The sequence below is a fragment of the Pseudomonas sp. TE3552 genome (assembly GCF_056278945.1).
Genome location: NZ_JBWBQJ010000001.1, coordinates 4,710,327 through 4,726,874 on the forward strand (window position 1 = coordinate 4,710,327; position 16,548 = coordinate 4,726,874).

Annotated in this window: 15 protein-coding genes; 2 read left to right on the forward strand and 13 right to left on the reverse strand. The window is 60.8% G+C overall.

Features of this window, described 5'->3' with window-relative positions:
• Positions 1-33: 33 nt before the first annotated feature.
• The 10 genes from ACZ9BB_RS21325 to ACZ9BB_RS21370 all read right to left on the reverse strand — a co-directional run bounded on the left by ACZ9BB_RS21325 (position 34) and on the right by ACZ9BB_RS21370 (position 11,608).
• A complete protein-coding gene (locus tag ACZ9BB_RS21325; RefSeq protein ID WP_476215973.1) occupies positions 34-1,221 on the reverse strand; it encodes an ATP phosphoribosyltransferase regulatory subunit in 1,188 nt (395 codons plus the stop codon).
• Positions 1,222-1,537: 316 nt separating this feature from the next.
• Positions 1,538-2,407: a protease modulator HflC gene (gene hflC, locus ACZ9BB_RS21330; protein ID WP_476215975.1), complete on the reverse strand. Its 870-nt coding sequence runs from the start codon at positions 2,405-2,407 to the stop codon at positions 1,538-1,540.
• Positions 2,407-3,576 carry an FtsH protease activity modulator HflK gene (gene hflK / locus ACZ9BB_RS21335; protein WP_476215976.1) on the reverse strand — a complete coding sequence of 390 codons (1,170 nt, stop codon included), beginning with the start codon at positions 3,574-3,576 and terminating at the stop codon, positions 2,407-2,409. Before hflK ends, hflC begins: the two co-directional genes overlap by 1 nt.
• Before the next feature lie 96 nt (positions 3,577-3,672).
• Positions 3,673-4,974 carry a ribosome rescue GTPase HflX gene (gene hflX / locus ACZ9BB_RS21340; RefSeq protein WP_008009827.1) on the reverse strand — a complete coding sequence of 434 codons (1,302 nt, stop codon included), beginning with the start codon at positions 4,972-4,974 and terminating at the stop codon, positions 3,673-3,675.
• A 12-nt stretch (positions 4,975-4,986) separates the two neighbouring features.
• Positions 4,987-5,247 carry an RNA chaperone Hfq gene (gene hfq / locus ACZ9BB_RS21345; RefSeq protein ID WP_007902656.1) on the reverse strand — a complete coding sequence of 87 codons (261 nt, stop codon included), beginning with the start codon at positions 5,245-5,247 and terminating at the stop codon, positions 4,987-4,989.
• Between the two features lie 94 nt (positions 5,248-5,341).
• Complete coding sequence (miaA, locus tag ACZ9BB_RS21350; RefSeq protein ID WP_476218372.1) at positions 5,342-6,313, reverse strand: tRNA (adenosine(37)-N6)-dimethylallyltransferase MiaA; 972 nt, start codon at positions 6,311-6,313, stop codon at positions 5,342-5,344.
• A complete protein-coding gene (gene mutL, locus ACZ9BB_RS21355; RefSeq protein ID WP_476215982.1) occupies positions 6,313-8,223 on the reverse strand; it encodes a DNA mismatch repair endonuclease MutL in 1,911 nt (636 codons plus the stop codon). The genes miaA and mutL overlap by 1 nt, the downstream gene beginning before the upstream one ends.
• Positions 8,220-9,650, reverse strand: a complete 1,431-nt coding sequence (locus tag ACZ9BB_RS21360; RefSeq protein ID WP_476215984.1) for an N-acetylmuramoyl-L-alanine amidase — start codon at positions 9,648-9,650, stop codon at positions 8,220-8,222. Before ACZ9BB_RS21360 ends, mutL begins: the two co-directional genes overlap by 4 nt.
• The gene (gene tsaE / locus ACZ9BB_RS21365; protein ID WP_476215986.1) at positions 9,651-10,121 is read right to left on the reverse strand and encodes a tRNA (adenosine(37)-N6)-threonylcarbamoyltransferase complex ATPase subunit type 1 TsaE; all 471 of its coding nucleotides are present in this window, start codon (positions 10,119-10,121) and stop codon (positions 9,651-9,653) included.
• Positions 10,109-11,608, reverse strand: coding sequence for an NAD(P)H-hydrate dehydratase (locus ACZ9BB_RS21370; protein ID WP_476215988.1), 1,500 nt, complete (start codon positions 11,606-11,608; stop codon positions 10,109-10,111). Before ACZ9BB_RS21370 ends, tsaE begins: the two co-directional genes overlap by 13 nt.
• Before the next feature lie 63 nt (positions 11,609-11,671).
• On the opposite strand from ACZ9BB_RS21370, the gene queG reads away from it, so the two are divergent.
• Positions 11,672-12,736, forward strand: coding sequence for a tRNA epoxyqueuosine(34) reductase QueG (gene queG / locus ACZ9BB_RS21375; RefSeq protein WP_476215990.1), 1,065 nt, complete (start codon positions 11,672-11,674; stop codon positions 12,734-12,736).
• 101 nt (positions 12,737-12,837) lie between these two features.
• Here the strand turns inward: queG and ACZ9BB_RS21380 are convergent, their stop codons facing one another.
• A complete protein-coding gene (locus ACZ9BB_RS21380; protein WP_476215992.1) occupies positions 12,838-13,449 on the reverse strand; it encodes a trimeric intracellular cation channel family protein in 612 nt (203 codons plus the stop codon).
• Between the two features lie 236 nt (positions 13,450-13,685).
• A complete protein-coding gene (gene orn / locus ACZ9BB_RS21385; protein ID WP_476215993.1) occupies positions 13,686-14,228 on the reverse strand; it encodes an oligoribonuclease in 543 nt (180 codons plus the stop codon).
• 108 nt (positions 14,229-14,336) lie between these two features.
• On the opposite strand from orn, the gene rsgA reads away from it, so the two are divergent.
• A complete protein-coding gene (rsgA, locus tag ACZ9BB_RS21390) occupies positions 14,337-15,368 on the forward strand; it encodes a small ribosomal subunit biogenesis GTPase RsgA (RefSeq protein ID WP_476215995.1) in 1,032 nt (343 codons plus the stop codon).
• 154 nt (positions 15,369-15,522) lie between these two features.
• On the opposite strand, the gene motB is transcribed toward rsgA, so the two are convergent.
• The gene (motB, locus tag ACZ9BB_RS21395; protein WP_476215997.1) at positions 15,523-16,548 is read right to left on the reverse strand and encodes a flagellar motor protein MotB; all 1,026 of its coding nucleotides are present in this window, start codon (positions 16,546-16,548) and stop codon (positions 15,523-15,525) included.

The following is a 16,548-nucleotide window of genomic DNA, read 5'->3' on the forward strand; positions in this document are numbered from 1 at the left end:
AAACTTGGTGCCGGCGGCGGCCGGCAGGAAAACTCAAGAAGCCAGCGGCAATACTTGCCAAAGCCCGTTCTGCTGAATCAATTGCCGGTCGCAGTCCGCTTCACGGGCGGCGGCCAAAGCTTGCCCAGGCAATGCCTGGACGACACGCTGACCCTCACTGCGCAACTGGCAAACCTGCTGCCAGAGTGCTGCATCCGTACTGTCAGGCATCCAGATACCGCCAGACGGTAACTCGATTTCAGCACGCCCCAGGGTCACCAGGGTTTTCAAATCGGTAGAGAAACCGGTCGCCGGACGGGCACGGCCGAAATCGGCACCAATGTCGTCGTAACGACCGCCCTGAGCGATGGACTGGCCAACACCCGGCACGAACACGGCGAACACCACACCCGTGTGGTAGTGGTAGCCGCGCAACTCGCCCAGATCGAAGTACAGCGGCAACTCCGGGAAACGCGTGGACAGACGCTCGGCAATCGCCAGCAAATCGTCCAGGGCCGCCAGCACAGGCGCCGGCGCACTGGCCAGACGCTCGCGGGCAGCGCTCAACACTTCACGACCGCCACACAGATCCACCAGCGATCGCAGCATGCCCGACAGATCGGCTGGCAGGCCTTCGGTCAAGGTAATGACCTCGTCGATGGCTTTACGTTGCAACGCATCGAACAACTGCTGCTCGACTTCACCGGACAAACCGGCGGCGCGGGCCAGGCCGCGGTAGATGCCGACATGACCGAGGTCCATGTGCACATCCGGCACATCGGCCAGCTGCAGCATGGCCAACATCAGGCTGATGACTTCCACGTCACTGCTCGGGCTGGCATCGCCGTACAACTCGGCGCCCAGCTGAATCGGGCTGCGCGAGGACGACAAGGCGCGCGGCTGAGCATGCAGCACGCTACCGGCATAGCACAGACGGCTCGGACCTTCGCGACGCAGGGTGTGCGCATCGATACGCGCCACTTGCGGCGTGATGTCTGCACGGAAACCCATCTGCCGGCCCGACTGCGGGTCGATGACCTTGAAGGTACGCAGGTCGAGATCCTGGCCTGCGCCGGTCAGCAGGGATTCCAGGTACTCGATATGGGGGGTCACGACAAACTCGTAACCCCAGCTCTGGAACAGATCCAACACCTGGCGACGCGCGACTTCAATACGCGCCGCCTCCGGTGGCAGTACTTCTTCGATGCCATCTGGCAGCAGCCAGCGGTCTACCGTTGCCATTACGCCATTCCCCTATGATCCGGGCAGCAAGCCTTTGGGCGAGCCTTGAGTGAAGCAGAAAATGATCGGCTCATGTGCATAAACCACGCGCATGAACAACGGAGCGAAAAGCCTGAAATCGGCTTCGCCTACCACTTTCCTCGAAAAACCTGTCGAGTCATTCAACTCGGGCGCCTGCATAAAAACAGCAATCAAACGTGCAGACGCAAAAAAGCCGGGAATTTCCCGGCTGCCGCATCATACACACGTTTTCCCAAAGGATCACCCCGCCCGAGGCTTTAGCCGCCAGGCGGGGGATGATTCAGTCAACGTCGTATCAAGGCTTGGCTTTTTCCAGGTAACGGAAGAAGTCACTGCTCGGGTCCAGGACCATGACGTCGGATTTGTTCGCGAAGCTTTCACGATAGGCACGCAAGCTACGGTAGAACGCGTAGAACTCCTGGTCCTGGCCGTATGCCTTGGAGTAGATCGCAGCAGCCTGGGCGTCACCGTCACCGCGAACCTCTTCGGATTCACGATAGGCTTCAGCCAGCAGCACGCGGCGTTGACGGTCGGCGTCGGCACGGATGCCCTCGGCCAGCTCGTTACCCTTGGCGCGATGCTCGCGAGCCTCACGCTCACGCTCTGTGCTCATACGTTCGAACACGCTGCGGTTCACTTCCTTCGGCAAGTCGATGGCTTTGACCCGGACATCGACAACTTCGATACCCAGCTCTTTTTCCGCCATCTTGTTCAGCGAAGAGGTGATGTCTGCCATCAGTGCATCACGCTCACCAGACACCACTTCGTGCAGGGTACGTTTACCAAACTGGTCACGCAGGCCCGATTCCAGGCGACGGGAAAGACGCTCGTCGGCAATCTGCTTGAGACCGGAAGTCGCGGTGTAGAAGCGCTCGGCATCTTTCACGCGCCACTTGGCATAGGCATCGACCATCACGGCTTTCTTTTCCAGCGTCAGGAAGCGCTGCGTTGGTGCATCCAGCGTCATCAGGCGCGCGTCGAATATGCGCACCTTGTTAACGTAAGGCACTTTCACATGCAGGCCCGGCTGGACATCGGCCTGGACCACGCGACCGAACTGCAGCAACACCGCGCGCTCGGTCTGAGCCACGATGTAGAAGCAGTTCCAGGCAACGATCGCCACGACGACGCCGATAATAAGGGCGATCAGCGATTTATTGCTCATCAGCGACTCTCCCTGGTACGTGCCTGCTGCTGCAGATCAGCTGCCGCACGCACATTCACTTCATTGCTGCTGGCTGCCGCGCCGGTCACCGGAGTGCTGGTGCGGCGACCATCCTCGACCATCTTGTCCAGCGGCAGATACAGCAGATTGCTCTGGCCATTCTTGTTGCCGGTCACGAGAACCTTGCTGGTGTTGCTGAAGATTTCCTGCATGGTGTCCAGGTACAGACGCTGACGGGTAACTTCAGGCGCCTTGCGGTACTCGGCCACCAGCTTGGTGAAGCGGTCAGCCTCACCCTTGGCGCGGGAGACGGTCTCGTCGCGGTAACCGTTGGCATCCTCAAGGATGCGCTGGGCCTGACCACGGGCCTCCGGCACAACACCGTTGGCGTAGGTTTCAGCCTGGTTGCGCGAACGCTGCTCGTCTTCACGGGCGCGGATCACGTCATCGAAGGCTTCCTGAACTTCACGCGGTGCGGCTGCGCTCTGTACGTTGACCTGGGTGACAGTGATACCGGTGCGATAGGTATCGAGGAACCGTTGCAGACGCTCCTTGATTTCGCTGGCCATCAACTCACGACCTTCGGTCAGCACCTGGTCCATGGCGGTAGACCCCACCACATGACGCAAGGCACTGTCGGTCGCATGCTGCAGGCTGATTTCCGGCTGATCGACATTCAGCACGAAGTCCTGCAGGTTGCTGATCTTGTACTGCACGGTCAGCGGCACTTCGACGATGTTTTCGTCTTCAGTCAGCATTTGACCCTGCTTGGTATAGGCACGCTCACGCGTGACGTTTTCCAGGTACTTGCGATCGATCGGCGGGAAATAGATGTTCAGACCCGGGCCGACGGTTTCGTAGTATTTGCCGAAGCGCAGCACCACGGCCTGCTCCTGCTCGTCGACCACGTAGACCGCGCTGTACAGCCACACGGCCGCCAGCACGAAAAGACCGATGCCGAGCAGGCCGCCGAAGCCGCCACTCTTGCCCGGACCGCCGCCCTCGTCACCACGTTTCCTGCCACCACCGAACAACCCGTTCAGGCTTTCCTGCAGCTTTCGGAAGGCCTCGTCGAGATCTGGTGGACCCTTGCGGTCGCCGTTATTACGGCGCTTGCCACCCCAAGGATCCTGATTATTCGAGTTGCCACCCGGCTCATTCCAAGCCATAGCGCTCTCCATCTGATAAAGCAAAGACGCACCCACGGCGCGCCGACCAATGCTACAGAATGCCTGTCACCGCGGCACAACCGCTTTCTCAGGCTTTTATTGCAAAGTGTGTTGCTCGATGAACTCCATCGGTTGCAGACCTTCGCGGCTCACGAGTCGATTCAATTCGATCCGTGGCAAGCGAACGGCCAACAAGCTGATGCCTTCTTCGTCGTGTTCTTCTTTTTGCACCGCACCGAGTTCGAAAAACTGCGCACGCAGTCGAGCAAAACGTTGCGGCAAGCGCAAGGTGCCAACAAACAAATCACTGCCTAACAGTTCGGCCACAGCCTGTTTCAGCAAATCCAGACCGGTACCGTCCTTGGCCGACAACCAGACCCGCTGCGGCTTGCCATCGGCATCGCGCTGGATCTGCGGCTCAACGCCCTCGAGCAAATCGAGTTTGTTGTATACCTCAAGGATCGGCAAGTCTTGCGCCCCGATCTCCCCGAGCACCACCATGACCTGTTCGATCTGGGCCATACGCTCAGGCTCATGTGCATCGATCACGTGCAGCAGCAGGTCGGAGTTGCTCGACTCTTCGAGCGTAGCCCGAAATGCCTCGACCAGTTTGTGCGGCAGGTGACGAATGAAGCCTACGGTATCGGCCAGCACGATCGGCCCGAGGTCGTCGAGCTCGAGTCGGCGTAAGGTCGGGTCGAGGGTGGCGAAGAGCTGGTCGGCGGCGAAGACGTCGGAATCGGTGACCGAGTTGAACAGCGTCGATTTGCCGGCGTTGGTATAACCCACCAGTGAAACCGTCGGAATGTCAGCACGTTTGCGCCCGCGACGAGATTGCTCGCGCTGGCTGCGGACCTTTTCCAGGCGCCCCTTGATCTGCCGCAGGCGAACCCGCAACAGGCGCCGGTCGGTTTCGAGCTGGGTTTCACCCGGGCCGCGCAGACCGATACCGCCCTTCTGCCGCTCAAGGTGAGTCCAGCCACGAACCAGCCGCGTACTCATGTGCTCAAGCTGGGCCAGTTCAACCTGGAGCTTGCCTTCATGGGTACGGGCACGTTGGGCGAAGATATCGAGAATCAAACCCGTGCGGTCAATCACGCGGCACTCGAAAATACGTTCGAGGTTACGCTCCTGACTGGGCGTGAGGATGTGATTGAAAATCACCAGATCGACCTGTTCGGCGCTGACCAGGTCGCGTAATTCTTCGACCTTGCCGCTGCTGATCAGGGTTTTGGCGGTTGGCCGATGACGCGGCACGTTAAAAAACGCGACGGTCTCGGCGCCAGCCGAAATTGCCAACTCCTGAAACTCCTGCGGATCTTCGCGCGCCTCAGGGTCCTGACCATCCAAGTGAACGAGAATTGCCCGTTCACCACCACCGTGGCGCTCAAAGAACAAAGGAGACTCCTATCAGGCGTTACCTGGCTCAGCGTCACCTGCTTCGGATTCGGTTGCGCTAGGCAGACGAATTGGACGAACCGGCACCACTGTAGAGATAGCGTGTTTGTAAACCATTTGGCTAACGGTGTTTTTCAGCAGGATAACGAACTGGTCGAAAGACTCGATCGTGCCTTGCAGTTTGATCCCGTTGACCAGGTAGATGGAAACCCCCACTTTCTCTTTACGTAAAGTATTCAAGTAAGGGTCTTGTAGCGAATGCCCTTTTGACATGTGCCGCACTCCTTTAAGGATTCAATATAAAAAATAGGTAAACAGATGGCTTGGGGCCGTCACACCCCCAAGGATAGACGGCAATTGCAAGGACTCAGCTCAATATGGAGATGGTCCCAAGGTATTTCAAGGCGCGCGGCAGATTGTCGCAATCGAGGCTGTCCAACCAGTGTAAATCAGCCCAACTGCGTAGCCAGGTGAACTGGCGCTTTGCCAATTGGCGCGTGGCAATGATTCCACGCTCCTGCATCTCGGCTTGCGTCAGCTTGCCATCCAGGTAATCCCAGACTTGTCGATAGCCCACAGCACGTATAGACGGCAACCCTGAATGCAGGTCACCTCTATTTCGCAGGGCTACGACCTCCTCGATGAATCCCTGTTCCAACATATTTGTGAATCTTTGTTTAATACGCTCGTGCAGTACCTGGCGATTTGCCGGAGCGATGGCCAAGTTCGCGACAGTATAGGGCAATTGTTGCTGTCCCGAAGCGGCTGCTTCAGTACTTTGCGCAGATTGTCGCAAGCGTAGCTCAGTCATGCTCTGACCACTGACGCGATAAACTTCCAATGCGCGACTCAGGCGCTGCGGATCGTTTGGATGAATACGCGCGGCCGATTGCGGATCGATCACCGCCAATTGATCGTGCAGGGCTTGCCAGCCAAGGCGTTCAGCCTCTTCTTCGATTTGCGCGCGAACATCGGGATCAGCCGCAGGCATGTCGGCCAGACCTTCGAGCAAAGCCTTGTAGTAGAGCATTGTGCCGCCTACCAGCAGCGGAATTTTGCCCCGAGCGGTGATCTCTGCCATGGCCTCAAGCGCATCACGACGAAAATCCGCAGCGGAATAACTCTCGGCCGGGTCGAGAATATCGATCAACCGATGCGGAAATTCGGCCAACAACTCTTTGGAAGGCTTGGCGGTGCCAATGTCCATGCCACGGTAAACCAGCGCCGAATCGACGCTGATCAGCTCGCAGGGCAGGACCTTGGTGAGTTCGATGGCCAGGTCGGTCTTGCCGGCAGCCGTCGGCCCCATCAGGAAAATCGCAGGAGGGAACTGGCTCATCAACGACCGCGCAAAAACAGTTTGTCCAGATCGTCCAGGCCCAGCTGGGTCCAGGTCGGTCGGCCATGGTTGCATTGACCGCTGCGTTCAGTGTTTTCCATGTCCCGCAGCAGACCGTTCATTTCCGGCAGGGCCAGACGCCGATTCGCACGAATCGCGCCGTGGCAGGCCATGGTGCCAAGCAGTTCGTTCAGGTGCGCCTGAATCCGGTCGCTGGTGCCGTACTCCATCAAGTCCGCCAGAACGTCGCCAACCAGCCGATTGGCTTCAGCCTGTTTCAGCAACGCGGGGATTTGCCGGATGGCCAGGGTTTCCGGACCCAGACGTTGCAATTCAAAGCCCAGGCGCTGGAACCAGGCGACGTGTTCTTCGGCGCAATCGGCTTCGCGCTGACTGACGGCCAGGGATTCCGGTACCAACAGCGGCTGACCACTCAGGCCTTCGCTGGCCATGGCGATTTTCAGGCGCTCGTACATGATCCGCTCATGGGCGGCGTGCATGTCCACCAGCACCAGGCCCTGGGCGTTTTCCGAAAGAATATAGATGCCCTTGAGCTGCGCCAACGCGTAACCCAGCGGCGGAATGTCGTCCTGCCCGGCCGGCAGCGCGACCGCGTTGGCCTCGGGCAGCGGCGCGAAAAACTCACGGTAGGCCGCCTGGGCTTCAGCGACGGGCACACCAGACTGCGGCCGCGGCGTGTATTGATACTGATAACCGGCGCCGGAGCCAGAGCCCGCCGTAGTATTGAAGGACGGCTGGGCCTGAGGCTGTTCCAGCAGCGCATTGGCCGCCAGACGCATTTCGCCCTGAGGACCGAACTCGCCGGCCTCGATGCCGGTCGGCCGAACCATGGCCGTCGCGACAGGCGCGGCCAACTGGTCATCCGGCCGCACATCGCCGAGGGCGCGGTGCAAGGTGCCATAGAGGAAGTCGTGGACCATGCGCCCGTCACGGAAACGTACTTCGTGCTTGGTCGGGTGCACGTTGACGTCGACGCCCGCCGGATCGACTTCGAAAAACAGCACGAACGTCGGGTGCCGACCGTTGAACAGCACGTCGCGATAAGCCTGGCGCACTGCGTGGGCCACCAGCTTGTCGCGCACGGCGCGGCCGTTCACAAAGAAATACTGCAAGTCCGCCTGGCTGCGGTTGAAGGTCGGCAACCCGACCCAGCCCCACAGATGCAGGCCATTGCGTTCGATCTCGATCGGCAGCGCCTGCTCCAGGAAACCCGCCCCGCAGATCGCCGCCACACGCCGGGCGCGGGCCGCGTCGTCATGGGCTTCGTGCAGGCTGAGGATGGTTTTGCCGTTGTGGCGCAGATGAAACGCCACATCGAATCGCGCCAGTGCCAGACGCTTGATCACTTCTTGCAGGTGATCGAACTCGGTTTTTTCGGTCTTGAGAAACTTGCGGCGCGCCGGGGTATTGAAGAACAAGTCGCGCACTTCTACTGAAGTGCCTACCGGATGGGCCGCCGGTTGCACGCGAGGCGCCATGTCCCGGCCTTCGGTTTCCACTTGCCAGGCCTGATCGGCATCACGAGTGCGGGACGTCAGGGTCAGGCGCGCGACGGAGCTGATGGACGCCAGCGCCTCACCGCGAAAGCCAAGGCTCATGACCTGTTCGAGATCTTCCAGATTGCGAATCTTGCTGGTGGCGTGACGGGCCAGCGCCAGGGGCAGGTCATCGGCGGAAATGCCGCTGCCATCGTCGCGCACCCGCAGCAGCTTGACGCCGCCCTGCTCCACATCGACATCGATGCGTTTGGCACCGGAATCGAGGCTGTTTTCCAGCAACTCCTTGATCACCGACGCCGGGCGCTCAACCACCTCGCCGGCGGCAATCTGGTTCGCCAGTCGCGGGCTGAGCAGCTCGATGCGCGCGGTATTGGTTAGCACCTGGTTCATTCTTTGGCCGCCAGCTCGGTACCGGGAATGGTCAATGTCTGACCAATCTTCAGCTCGTCACTTTGCAAGTTGTTGGCACTGCGCAAAGTGGCTGCAGACACCTGATAACGCACGGCGATCATCGCCAGGGTTTCACCGGGGCTCACGCGATGGTCACGCGGGCCTTGGGCAATCTTGCCGGAATCGCGCAGCCAGGCAATGTAGGTGCCCGGCGGCGGGTTCTGCTGGAAGAACTGCCGCACGCCGCTGCTGATGGAGCGCGCCAGCGCCTGCTGGTGGCTCGATGCCGCGAGTTTCGAGGCTTCATTGGCGTTGGAGATAAACCCGGTTTCCACCAGGATCGATGGGATGTCCGGCGACTTCAGCACCATGAACCCGGCTTGCTCCACGCGTTGTTTGTGCAGCGGCGTGACGCGACCGATGTTGCTCAAGACTTTCTGGCCAACGTTCAGGCTGGAGGTCAGGGAAGCGGTCATCGACAGGTCGAGCAGCACGCCAGCCAGCATGCGGTCCTTGTCGTCGAGGCTGACGTTGCCGGCACCACCGATCAAGTCGGAACGGTTTTCGCTGTCGGCCAGCCAACGGGCGGTCTCCGACGTAGCGCCGCGGTCAGACAAGGCAAACACCGACGCACCGAACGCGGCGGCTGAAGGCGCGGCGTCGGCGTGGATCGAAACGAACAGGTCGGCGCCTTTCTTGCGAGCGATTTCGGTACGGCCGCGCAACGGAATGAAGTAGTCGCCGGTACGGGTCAGTTCGGCGCGGAAACCTTTCATGCCATTGACCTGACGCTGCAGCTCACGGGCGATGGCCAGCACCACGTCTTTCTCACGCTGACCGCGAGAGCCCGAGGCGCCCGGGTCTTCGCCGCCGTGGCCGGCATCGATCACCACAATAATGTCGCGCTTGCCAGCCGGAGCGGGTGGTAGTTTGATCGAAGGCTCGGAGGGCGTGACGGGCACAGCGGGCACCGTGGCCACGGACGGAGTCGGCGCAGGCGGTGGCGCGGCGTCGGCCGCGTTGTCAAACAGGTCGACGACCAGGCGATTGCCGTACTGGGCGTTTGGCGCCAGGGTGAAGCTTTTGGGTGTGACGGCTTTTTTCAGGTCGATGACCACCCGCAGGTCAGTCGGCGTGCGCTGAGCCGAGCGCATCGCGGTGATCGGGGTGTTCGAGGTATTGACGTTCAGTGGCGCACCGAGCGTCGCACCATTAATGTCGATCACCAGCCGATCCGGGGCGCTCAGGGTAAAGACGCTGTGCTGGACAGGCCCTGTCAGGTCGAACACCAGCCGCGTGTTGTCCGGCGCCCGCCACAGGCGAACACTGTTGACCTTCGTCTCGGCCACAGCGTCGACGGTCACCGCCAGAAACAACAACCCTACGGCAGCAACCAACGCGCGAAAGCGCATACCTAACCCCATCATTTATTTGGATTCCAATGCCAAAGCGGCACACCACGACTCGCCACGCGAGCCTTGCGGTAAAATTTTCAGCGAACGCCCGCTGTCTTGCGGGCTAATGGTAATGGTCAGGTCGGGCTTTGGCAAAAAGCCTGCACCGTTACGGGGCCATTCGATCAGGCACAACGCGTCGTCTTCGAAATAGTCGCGGATGCCCAAGTACTCCAGCTCCTCTGGATCGACCAGCCGATACAGGTCGAAATGAAATGCGCGGATCTCACCAATCTCGTAAGGCTCGACCAGGGTAAAGGTCGGACTTTTCACCGCGCCTGTGTGCCCCAGGCCACGGATGATGCCCCGGGACAGCGTGGTTTTCCCCGCACCCAGATCGCCTTCGAGAAAAATCAAACCGTGCCCTTCGGTGGTTTTGGCGATACGTGCGCCAAAGTCGCTCATGGCCTGTTCATCGGCCAGGTACAGGGTTACTTCAGACACGGCGCTTGCTCCTCCAACAACTGACGAATGGCTGGAATCAGATCACTGGCCGCCAGCCCGCGGCCGAATTTACCTTGTTGCTCGCCGGCATTGGCGTGCAACCAGACCGCCAGGCATGCCGCGTCATACGCGCCCATGCCCTGGGCGAGCAAAGCGCCGACCAGACCGGCCAGCACATCGCCCAAGCCTGCGCTGGCCATGGCCGGATGGCCCTGATGACACAACGCCAGATGCCCGTCGGGGCTGGCGATCAAACTGCCGGCGCCCTTGAGGATCACCACCGCTGTATATTTTTTGCTCAACGCATGGGCAGCAGCAGGACGATCTGCCTGAACGTCGACCGTCGACATTCCCAGCAATCGCGCTGCCTCGCCAGGATGCGGGGTGATGACACAGCCTGCAGGCAAGCTCACACCACCTTCGGCCAACAGGTTCAATGCATCGGCATCCCAGACTTGTGGCAGCGACGCATTGGCCGCGGCCGACAACAGACTGCGCCCCCAGGCGGCCTGCCCCAGCCCCGGGCCGACCACCAGCACTGTAGCCTTCTCCAGCAGCCCCATTAATTGATTGGCCGACGACGTGCCGAGCACCATGGCTTCAGGTAACCGCGCCAAAGCAGCCGGAACATGCTCGCTGCGAGTGGCCACGGACACCATGCCGGCGCCGCTGCGCAGGGCACTTTGTGCACTGAGCAGGATGGCGCCGCCAAAACCGCGATCACCACCGATCAGCAATACGTGGCCAAATTTGCCTTTATGGGCGCTGGGAGCGCGACTGGTCAGGCGCGGCACGTTACCGGCCGTCAGGCGACGAGCACTGACCGTGGCCCCGATAAACGTTTCGGGGGACGCTTGCAGATCGTTGAAGACCAAATCGCCAACCACATCCGCAGCGTCGCCAGTGAACAGCCCCAGCTTCAAACCGATGAACGTCACCGTCAGGTCAGCTCGAACCGCAATGCCGAGCTGGCGCCCCGTATCGGCGCACAGCCCCGAAGGAATATCTACCGCCGCAACCGGTAGCCCACTGGCGTTGATCGCGGCGATGACGCTGGCATACGGCTCGCGTACTTCACCGGTCAGGCCAGTACCGAGCAAGGCATCCAGCACAATGCCGCGCAATTCGGAATGCGCGCTCCAATCTTGAATGGCAACGCCTTGCGCGACTGCCTCGGCATGCGCCGACGCGGCATCGCCCTGCAAACGCCCGGGGTCGCCGGCGGCCAGCACCCGCACATGCCAGCCGGCACGTCGGGCCAGCACGGCCACCAGATAACCGTCGCCCGCGTTATTGCCGTGGCCGGCCACCACACTCAATTCGTGCCCGCTCGGCCAATGGCGGACCAGCGCACGCCAGGTCGCCCGTGCCGCACGCTGCATCAATTCGAAGCCCGGTGTACCGGCCGCGATCAGGCTCGCATCGAGCCCTCGGACTTGCGCGGCGCTATACAGCGCGTCGGGTAATTCATCTTTAGTGTGCGGCATGCGTCTTCGGGCTCCGATGTCTGGCAGAATTATACGCATCTCAGCTCCGGTTTCTCTCGCCTCATGCCCGCTATTACCACAGACCTGCCCGCCCTCGCCCAATCCATCAAGGACTGGGGCCGGGAGCTGGGCTTTCAGCAAGTCGGCATCAGCGGCCTCGACCTGGCCGAGCATGAGCAGCACCTGGAGCGCTGGCTCGCGGCCGGCTACCACGGCGAAATGGATTACATGGGCGCCCACGGCAGCAAACGCTCGCACCCGGAAGAACTGGTGCCGGGCACCCTGCGCGTGGTTTCCCTGCGCATGGACTACCTGCCGGGCGACACGCATATGGCGCAACGGCTGGCCCAACCGGAAAAAGCCTACGTCTCGCGTTATGCCCTGGGCCGCGATTACCACAAATTGATCCGTAAACGCGTGCAACAACTGGCGGAAAAAATTCAGGCGGTAATCGGCCCGTTCGGCTACCGCGCCTTTGTCGACAGCGCACCGGTGCTGGAAAAAGCCATCGCCGAACAGGCTGGCCTGGGCTGGATCGGCAAAAACACGCTGGTCTTGAATCGCAAGGCCGGCAGTTACTTCTTCCTCAGCGAACTGTTCGTCGACCTGCCGCTGCCAGTGGACCCGCCCCACGCCACCGAACATTGCGGTCGCTGCACCGCCTGTCTGGACATCTGCCCGACCAACGCCTTCGTCGGCCCCTATGTGCTGGACGCCCGCCGCTGCATTTCATACCTGACCATCGAACTGAAAAGTGCGATTCCCGAAGATTTGCGGCCGCTGATCGGTAATCGGGTGTTCGGTTGCGATGACTGTCAGATCGTCTGCCCATGGAACCGCTTCGCCCGGCCTTCCGGGGAAGGCGACTTCAAACCCCGGCACAACCTGGACAACGCCGAACTGGCCGAACTGTTCATGTGGGATGAAGAAAAATTCCTCAGCAGCACCGAGGGTTCACCGCTCAGACGCGCGGGTTACGAGCGTTGGTTGCGCAATCTGGCGGTCGGCCTGGGCAATGCGCCGTCGAGCATTCCGGTGCTGGAAGCACTGAAGGCACGCCGGGACTATCCGTCGGAGCTGGTGCGTGAGCACGTGGAGTGGGCCCTGAAACAACACGGACTTATGTAGCAGCTGCCGAAGGCTGCGTTCGGCTGCGCAGCAGTCGTCATTCCGCAAAGCGAGTCCTGCGGCCTCGAACGCAGCCTTCGGCAGCTGCTACAGGGACCGTGTCAGGCTTCGTCGTTATAAACGAACTTGGGCATTTCCCAGTGGAAACGGATCGCCAGCAAGCGCAGCAGGAAGCCGCCGAACAGGGTGATCAGGATCGCCTGTTCGCCGGGCAATTGCAGGTAGATACAAATCAGGTAGCACCACGCCGCGGCAAACGAGACGCTGGCGTAGAGCTCGCGGCGAAAGATCAGCGGGATATCGTTGCAGAAGATGTCCCGCAGGATGCCGCCGAACACCCCTGTGATCACGCCGCTGACCGAGGCCACCAGCATGCCGTGGCCCATTTCCAGAGCCGTCATGCAACCGATCAGGGTAAACGCCACCAGGCCCACGGCATCGAGCACCAGAAACAGCGAGCGCAGGTGGCGCATCCAGCGGGCGATGAAGATCGTCAACATCGCCGCGACGGAGGTCAGCACCAGGTATTCCGGGTGCTTGACCCAAGTCAGCGGGTAGTGGCCGAGCAACACGTCGCGCACCGAACCGCCGCCCAATGCCGTGACGCACGCAATCAGCACCACGCCAAACCAGTCCATGCCGCGACGGCCCGCAGACAGGGCACCCGTCATGGCTTCGGCAGTAATGGCGATCAGGTAAAGCATCAGCAACATGGTGGCGGTCCTGGCAGAAAGGCGCGCAGTCTAGCCATTTAGGGGCGGCACCAAAAGGGGGCAAGAAAAAGCACTGAGAACCTGTGACGAGGGAGCTTGCTCCCGCTGGGCCGCGGAGCGGCCCTATTTCCTGACAAGGCAATTCTTCAGATAGACCGTGCCGGCTGACGTTACGACTGCTGCGCAGCCGAGCGGGAGCAAGCTCCCTCGCCACAAAAGGCCTCTTTGCCGCCCAATCAGAACTTGATGAAGTTCTTGCGGTAATGCTGCAGCTCGGCGATCGATTCGCGGATGTCGTCCAGGGCCAGGTGGGTGCTGCCCTTTTTGAAGCTGTCGCGTACGTCCGGCGCCCAGCGTGCGGCCAACTCTTTAAGGGTCGACACATCGAGGTTGCGGTAGTGGAAGTAACTTTCCAGCGATTTCATGTGGGTATAAAGGAAGCGACGGTCCTGGCAGATGCTGTTGCCACAGATCGGCGACTTACCCTTCGGCACCCATTTTTCCAGGAAGGCGATGGTCTCGGCTTCGGCTTCGGCCATGCTGATGCGGCTCTCGCGAACCCGTTGAGTCAGCCCGGAGCCGCCGTGCTGACGGGTATTCCACTCGTCCATGCCGGCGAGGATCTCGTCGCTGTGATGGATGGCGATCACCGGACCTTCGGCCAAGGTGTTCAAATTACTGTCGGTGACGATGGTGGCCATCTCGATGATGACATCGGTATCAGGGTTCAGACCGGTCATTTCCAGGTCGATCCAGATCAGATTCTGCGGGTTCTGCATATGTCGGCTCCTCGGCGTAGGTGCGCAGTTTAGCCTAGGGAGGGCGCCCGGGCGTGCTAAACTCGCGGCCGTTTTACCTAATCGCTGCATTCTCGATACGGAACACCCATGGCCAAACGCCAACTCAATCGTCGTCAAAACTGGCGCATCGAAAAGATTCAGGGCGAACGCGCTGCCCGCGCCGCCAAACGCGAGTCCTCGGCTGTCGAGGCACTCGAAGGCGGCGACCTGGGTCCGGAACAGACGGGCCTGGTGATCGCGCACTTCGGTGTGCAGGTCGAAGTCGAGGCCCTCGATGGCGAGTTGGCCGGCCAGGTATTCCGCTGCCACTTGCGCGCCAACCTGCCAGCGCTGGTGACCGGCGATCAGGTTGTATGGCGCGCCGGCAACCAGGGCATCGGCGTGATCGTGGCGCAACTGCCGCGCAACACCGAACTCTGCCGTCCGGACAGCCGTGGCCAGCTCAAGCCGGTAGCGGCCAACGTCGACATGATCGTCATCGTCTTCGCGCCGCTGCCCGAGCCTCACGCCAACCTGATCGACCGTTACCTGGTCGCCGCAGAACATGCGGGTATTCGGCCGTTGCTGCTGCTGAACAAATTCGACCTGATCGACGAACAAAACGCCCCGGCGCTGAATGCCTTGCTCGCGGTTTACCGCACGCTGGGTTACCCGGTGCTGGAAGTGTCGGCCCACCACGGCAACGGTATGGAGCAACTTCAGAAACAACTGGACGGACGCATCAGCGTATTCGTCGGCCAGTCCGGTGTCGGCAAGTCGTCGCTGGTCAACAGCCTGCTGCCGGAAGTCGACACCCGCGTCGGCCCGCTGTCCGAGCTGTCGGGCCAGGGCACTCACACCACGACTACCGCACGGTTGTTCCACTTCCCCGGTGGCGGTGAGTTGATCGACTCCCCGGGCATTCGGGAATTCGGCCTGGGTCACGTCAGCCGTGCCGACGTAGAAGCCGGCTTCATCGAGTTCAACGACCTGCTTGGCACCTGCCGCTTCCGCGACTGCAAACATGACCGCGAACCGGGCTGCGCCCTGCTCAAGGCCCTGGAAGATGGCCGCGTGCAGCAGCAACGGATGAACAGCTACCGCTCGATCATCGCCAGCTTGCCGGAAAGCAGCTACTAAGTAGCCTGGATCATTTTTGTGATGCCACGAAAATGATCAGCAGCTTCCCGCAGACACAAAAAAGCCGCGATCATCGCGGCTTTCTTATTTTCAGTGCTTCGTCCTGATACAGGTGTAAACCTTATTCAGGACGAGACAGTGGCTTTTTTGCAGGTCATTGCTTGGGCGGTACAGCAGGTTTGACCGGATCATCAAACAGATTCAACCGCTCACGAAGCTCATGCGCCGGCAACGGCTGTTTATCCGCCGGTAATGCGTTCGGATCGGCTGGCGGTGCGTGCACTTCGCCCGGGCCGCCCTGCCCTTGCGTCGGTACTGGCGCAGGTTCGGCGCCTTGTGAACCTTCGATGGCACGCTGGGCTTTCTTGGTCAGCACCACGATGTCGATTCGGCGGTTAACCGGGTTGAACGGGTTCTCCCGGTCGAACAGCGCCGACGAGGCATAACCCACGACGCGCGCCACTTGTGAGTCCGGATAGCTGCCGGCGACCAACGCACGACGAGCCGCGTTAGCGCGGTTGGCCGAGAGTTCCCAGTTGCCGAAGTCACCCGTGCCCGAATACGGCTTGGCATCGGTGTGGCCGCTGATGCTGATTTTGTTCGGCACCGCTTTGATGGTGTCGGCCATGGCCAGCAGGATGTCTTCGAAATACGGCTTCAGACGCGCACTGCCGGAGTCGAACATCGGGCGGTTTTCGGCGTCCACAATCTGGATGCGCAAACCATCCTGGGTGATCTCGAAAAGGATCTGGTCCTTGAACTTCTGCAACTGCGGGTTTTCTTCGACCTTGTTCTGCAACTCTTGCAGCAACAGTTCCAGGCGTTCCTTCTCGACCTGCTCGGCCATGCCTTCGACCTGTTCGGAGTCGACCGTCACCTTGTCCGGCTGAGGCTGGGATTTCACCTCCGGGTTGAGGGTGGTTTCCGGTGCCAGGGTCGGCGAGCCGCCCAGGTCGATGATGTACGGCGTGCCGCTTTCGGTAAAACCGACCGGGTCCTTGAAGTAACCGGCGATGGCGATTTTCTGTTCCGGCGTTGCCGTGGACAACAGCCATAACACCAGGAAGAACGCCATCATCGCTGTCGCGAAGTCCGCGAAGGCGATTTTCCAGGAGCCCCCGTGATGCCCGCCCGCGTATTTCTTGACGCGCTTGATGATTATTGGCTGGTTATTTTCCAT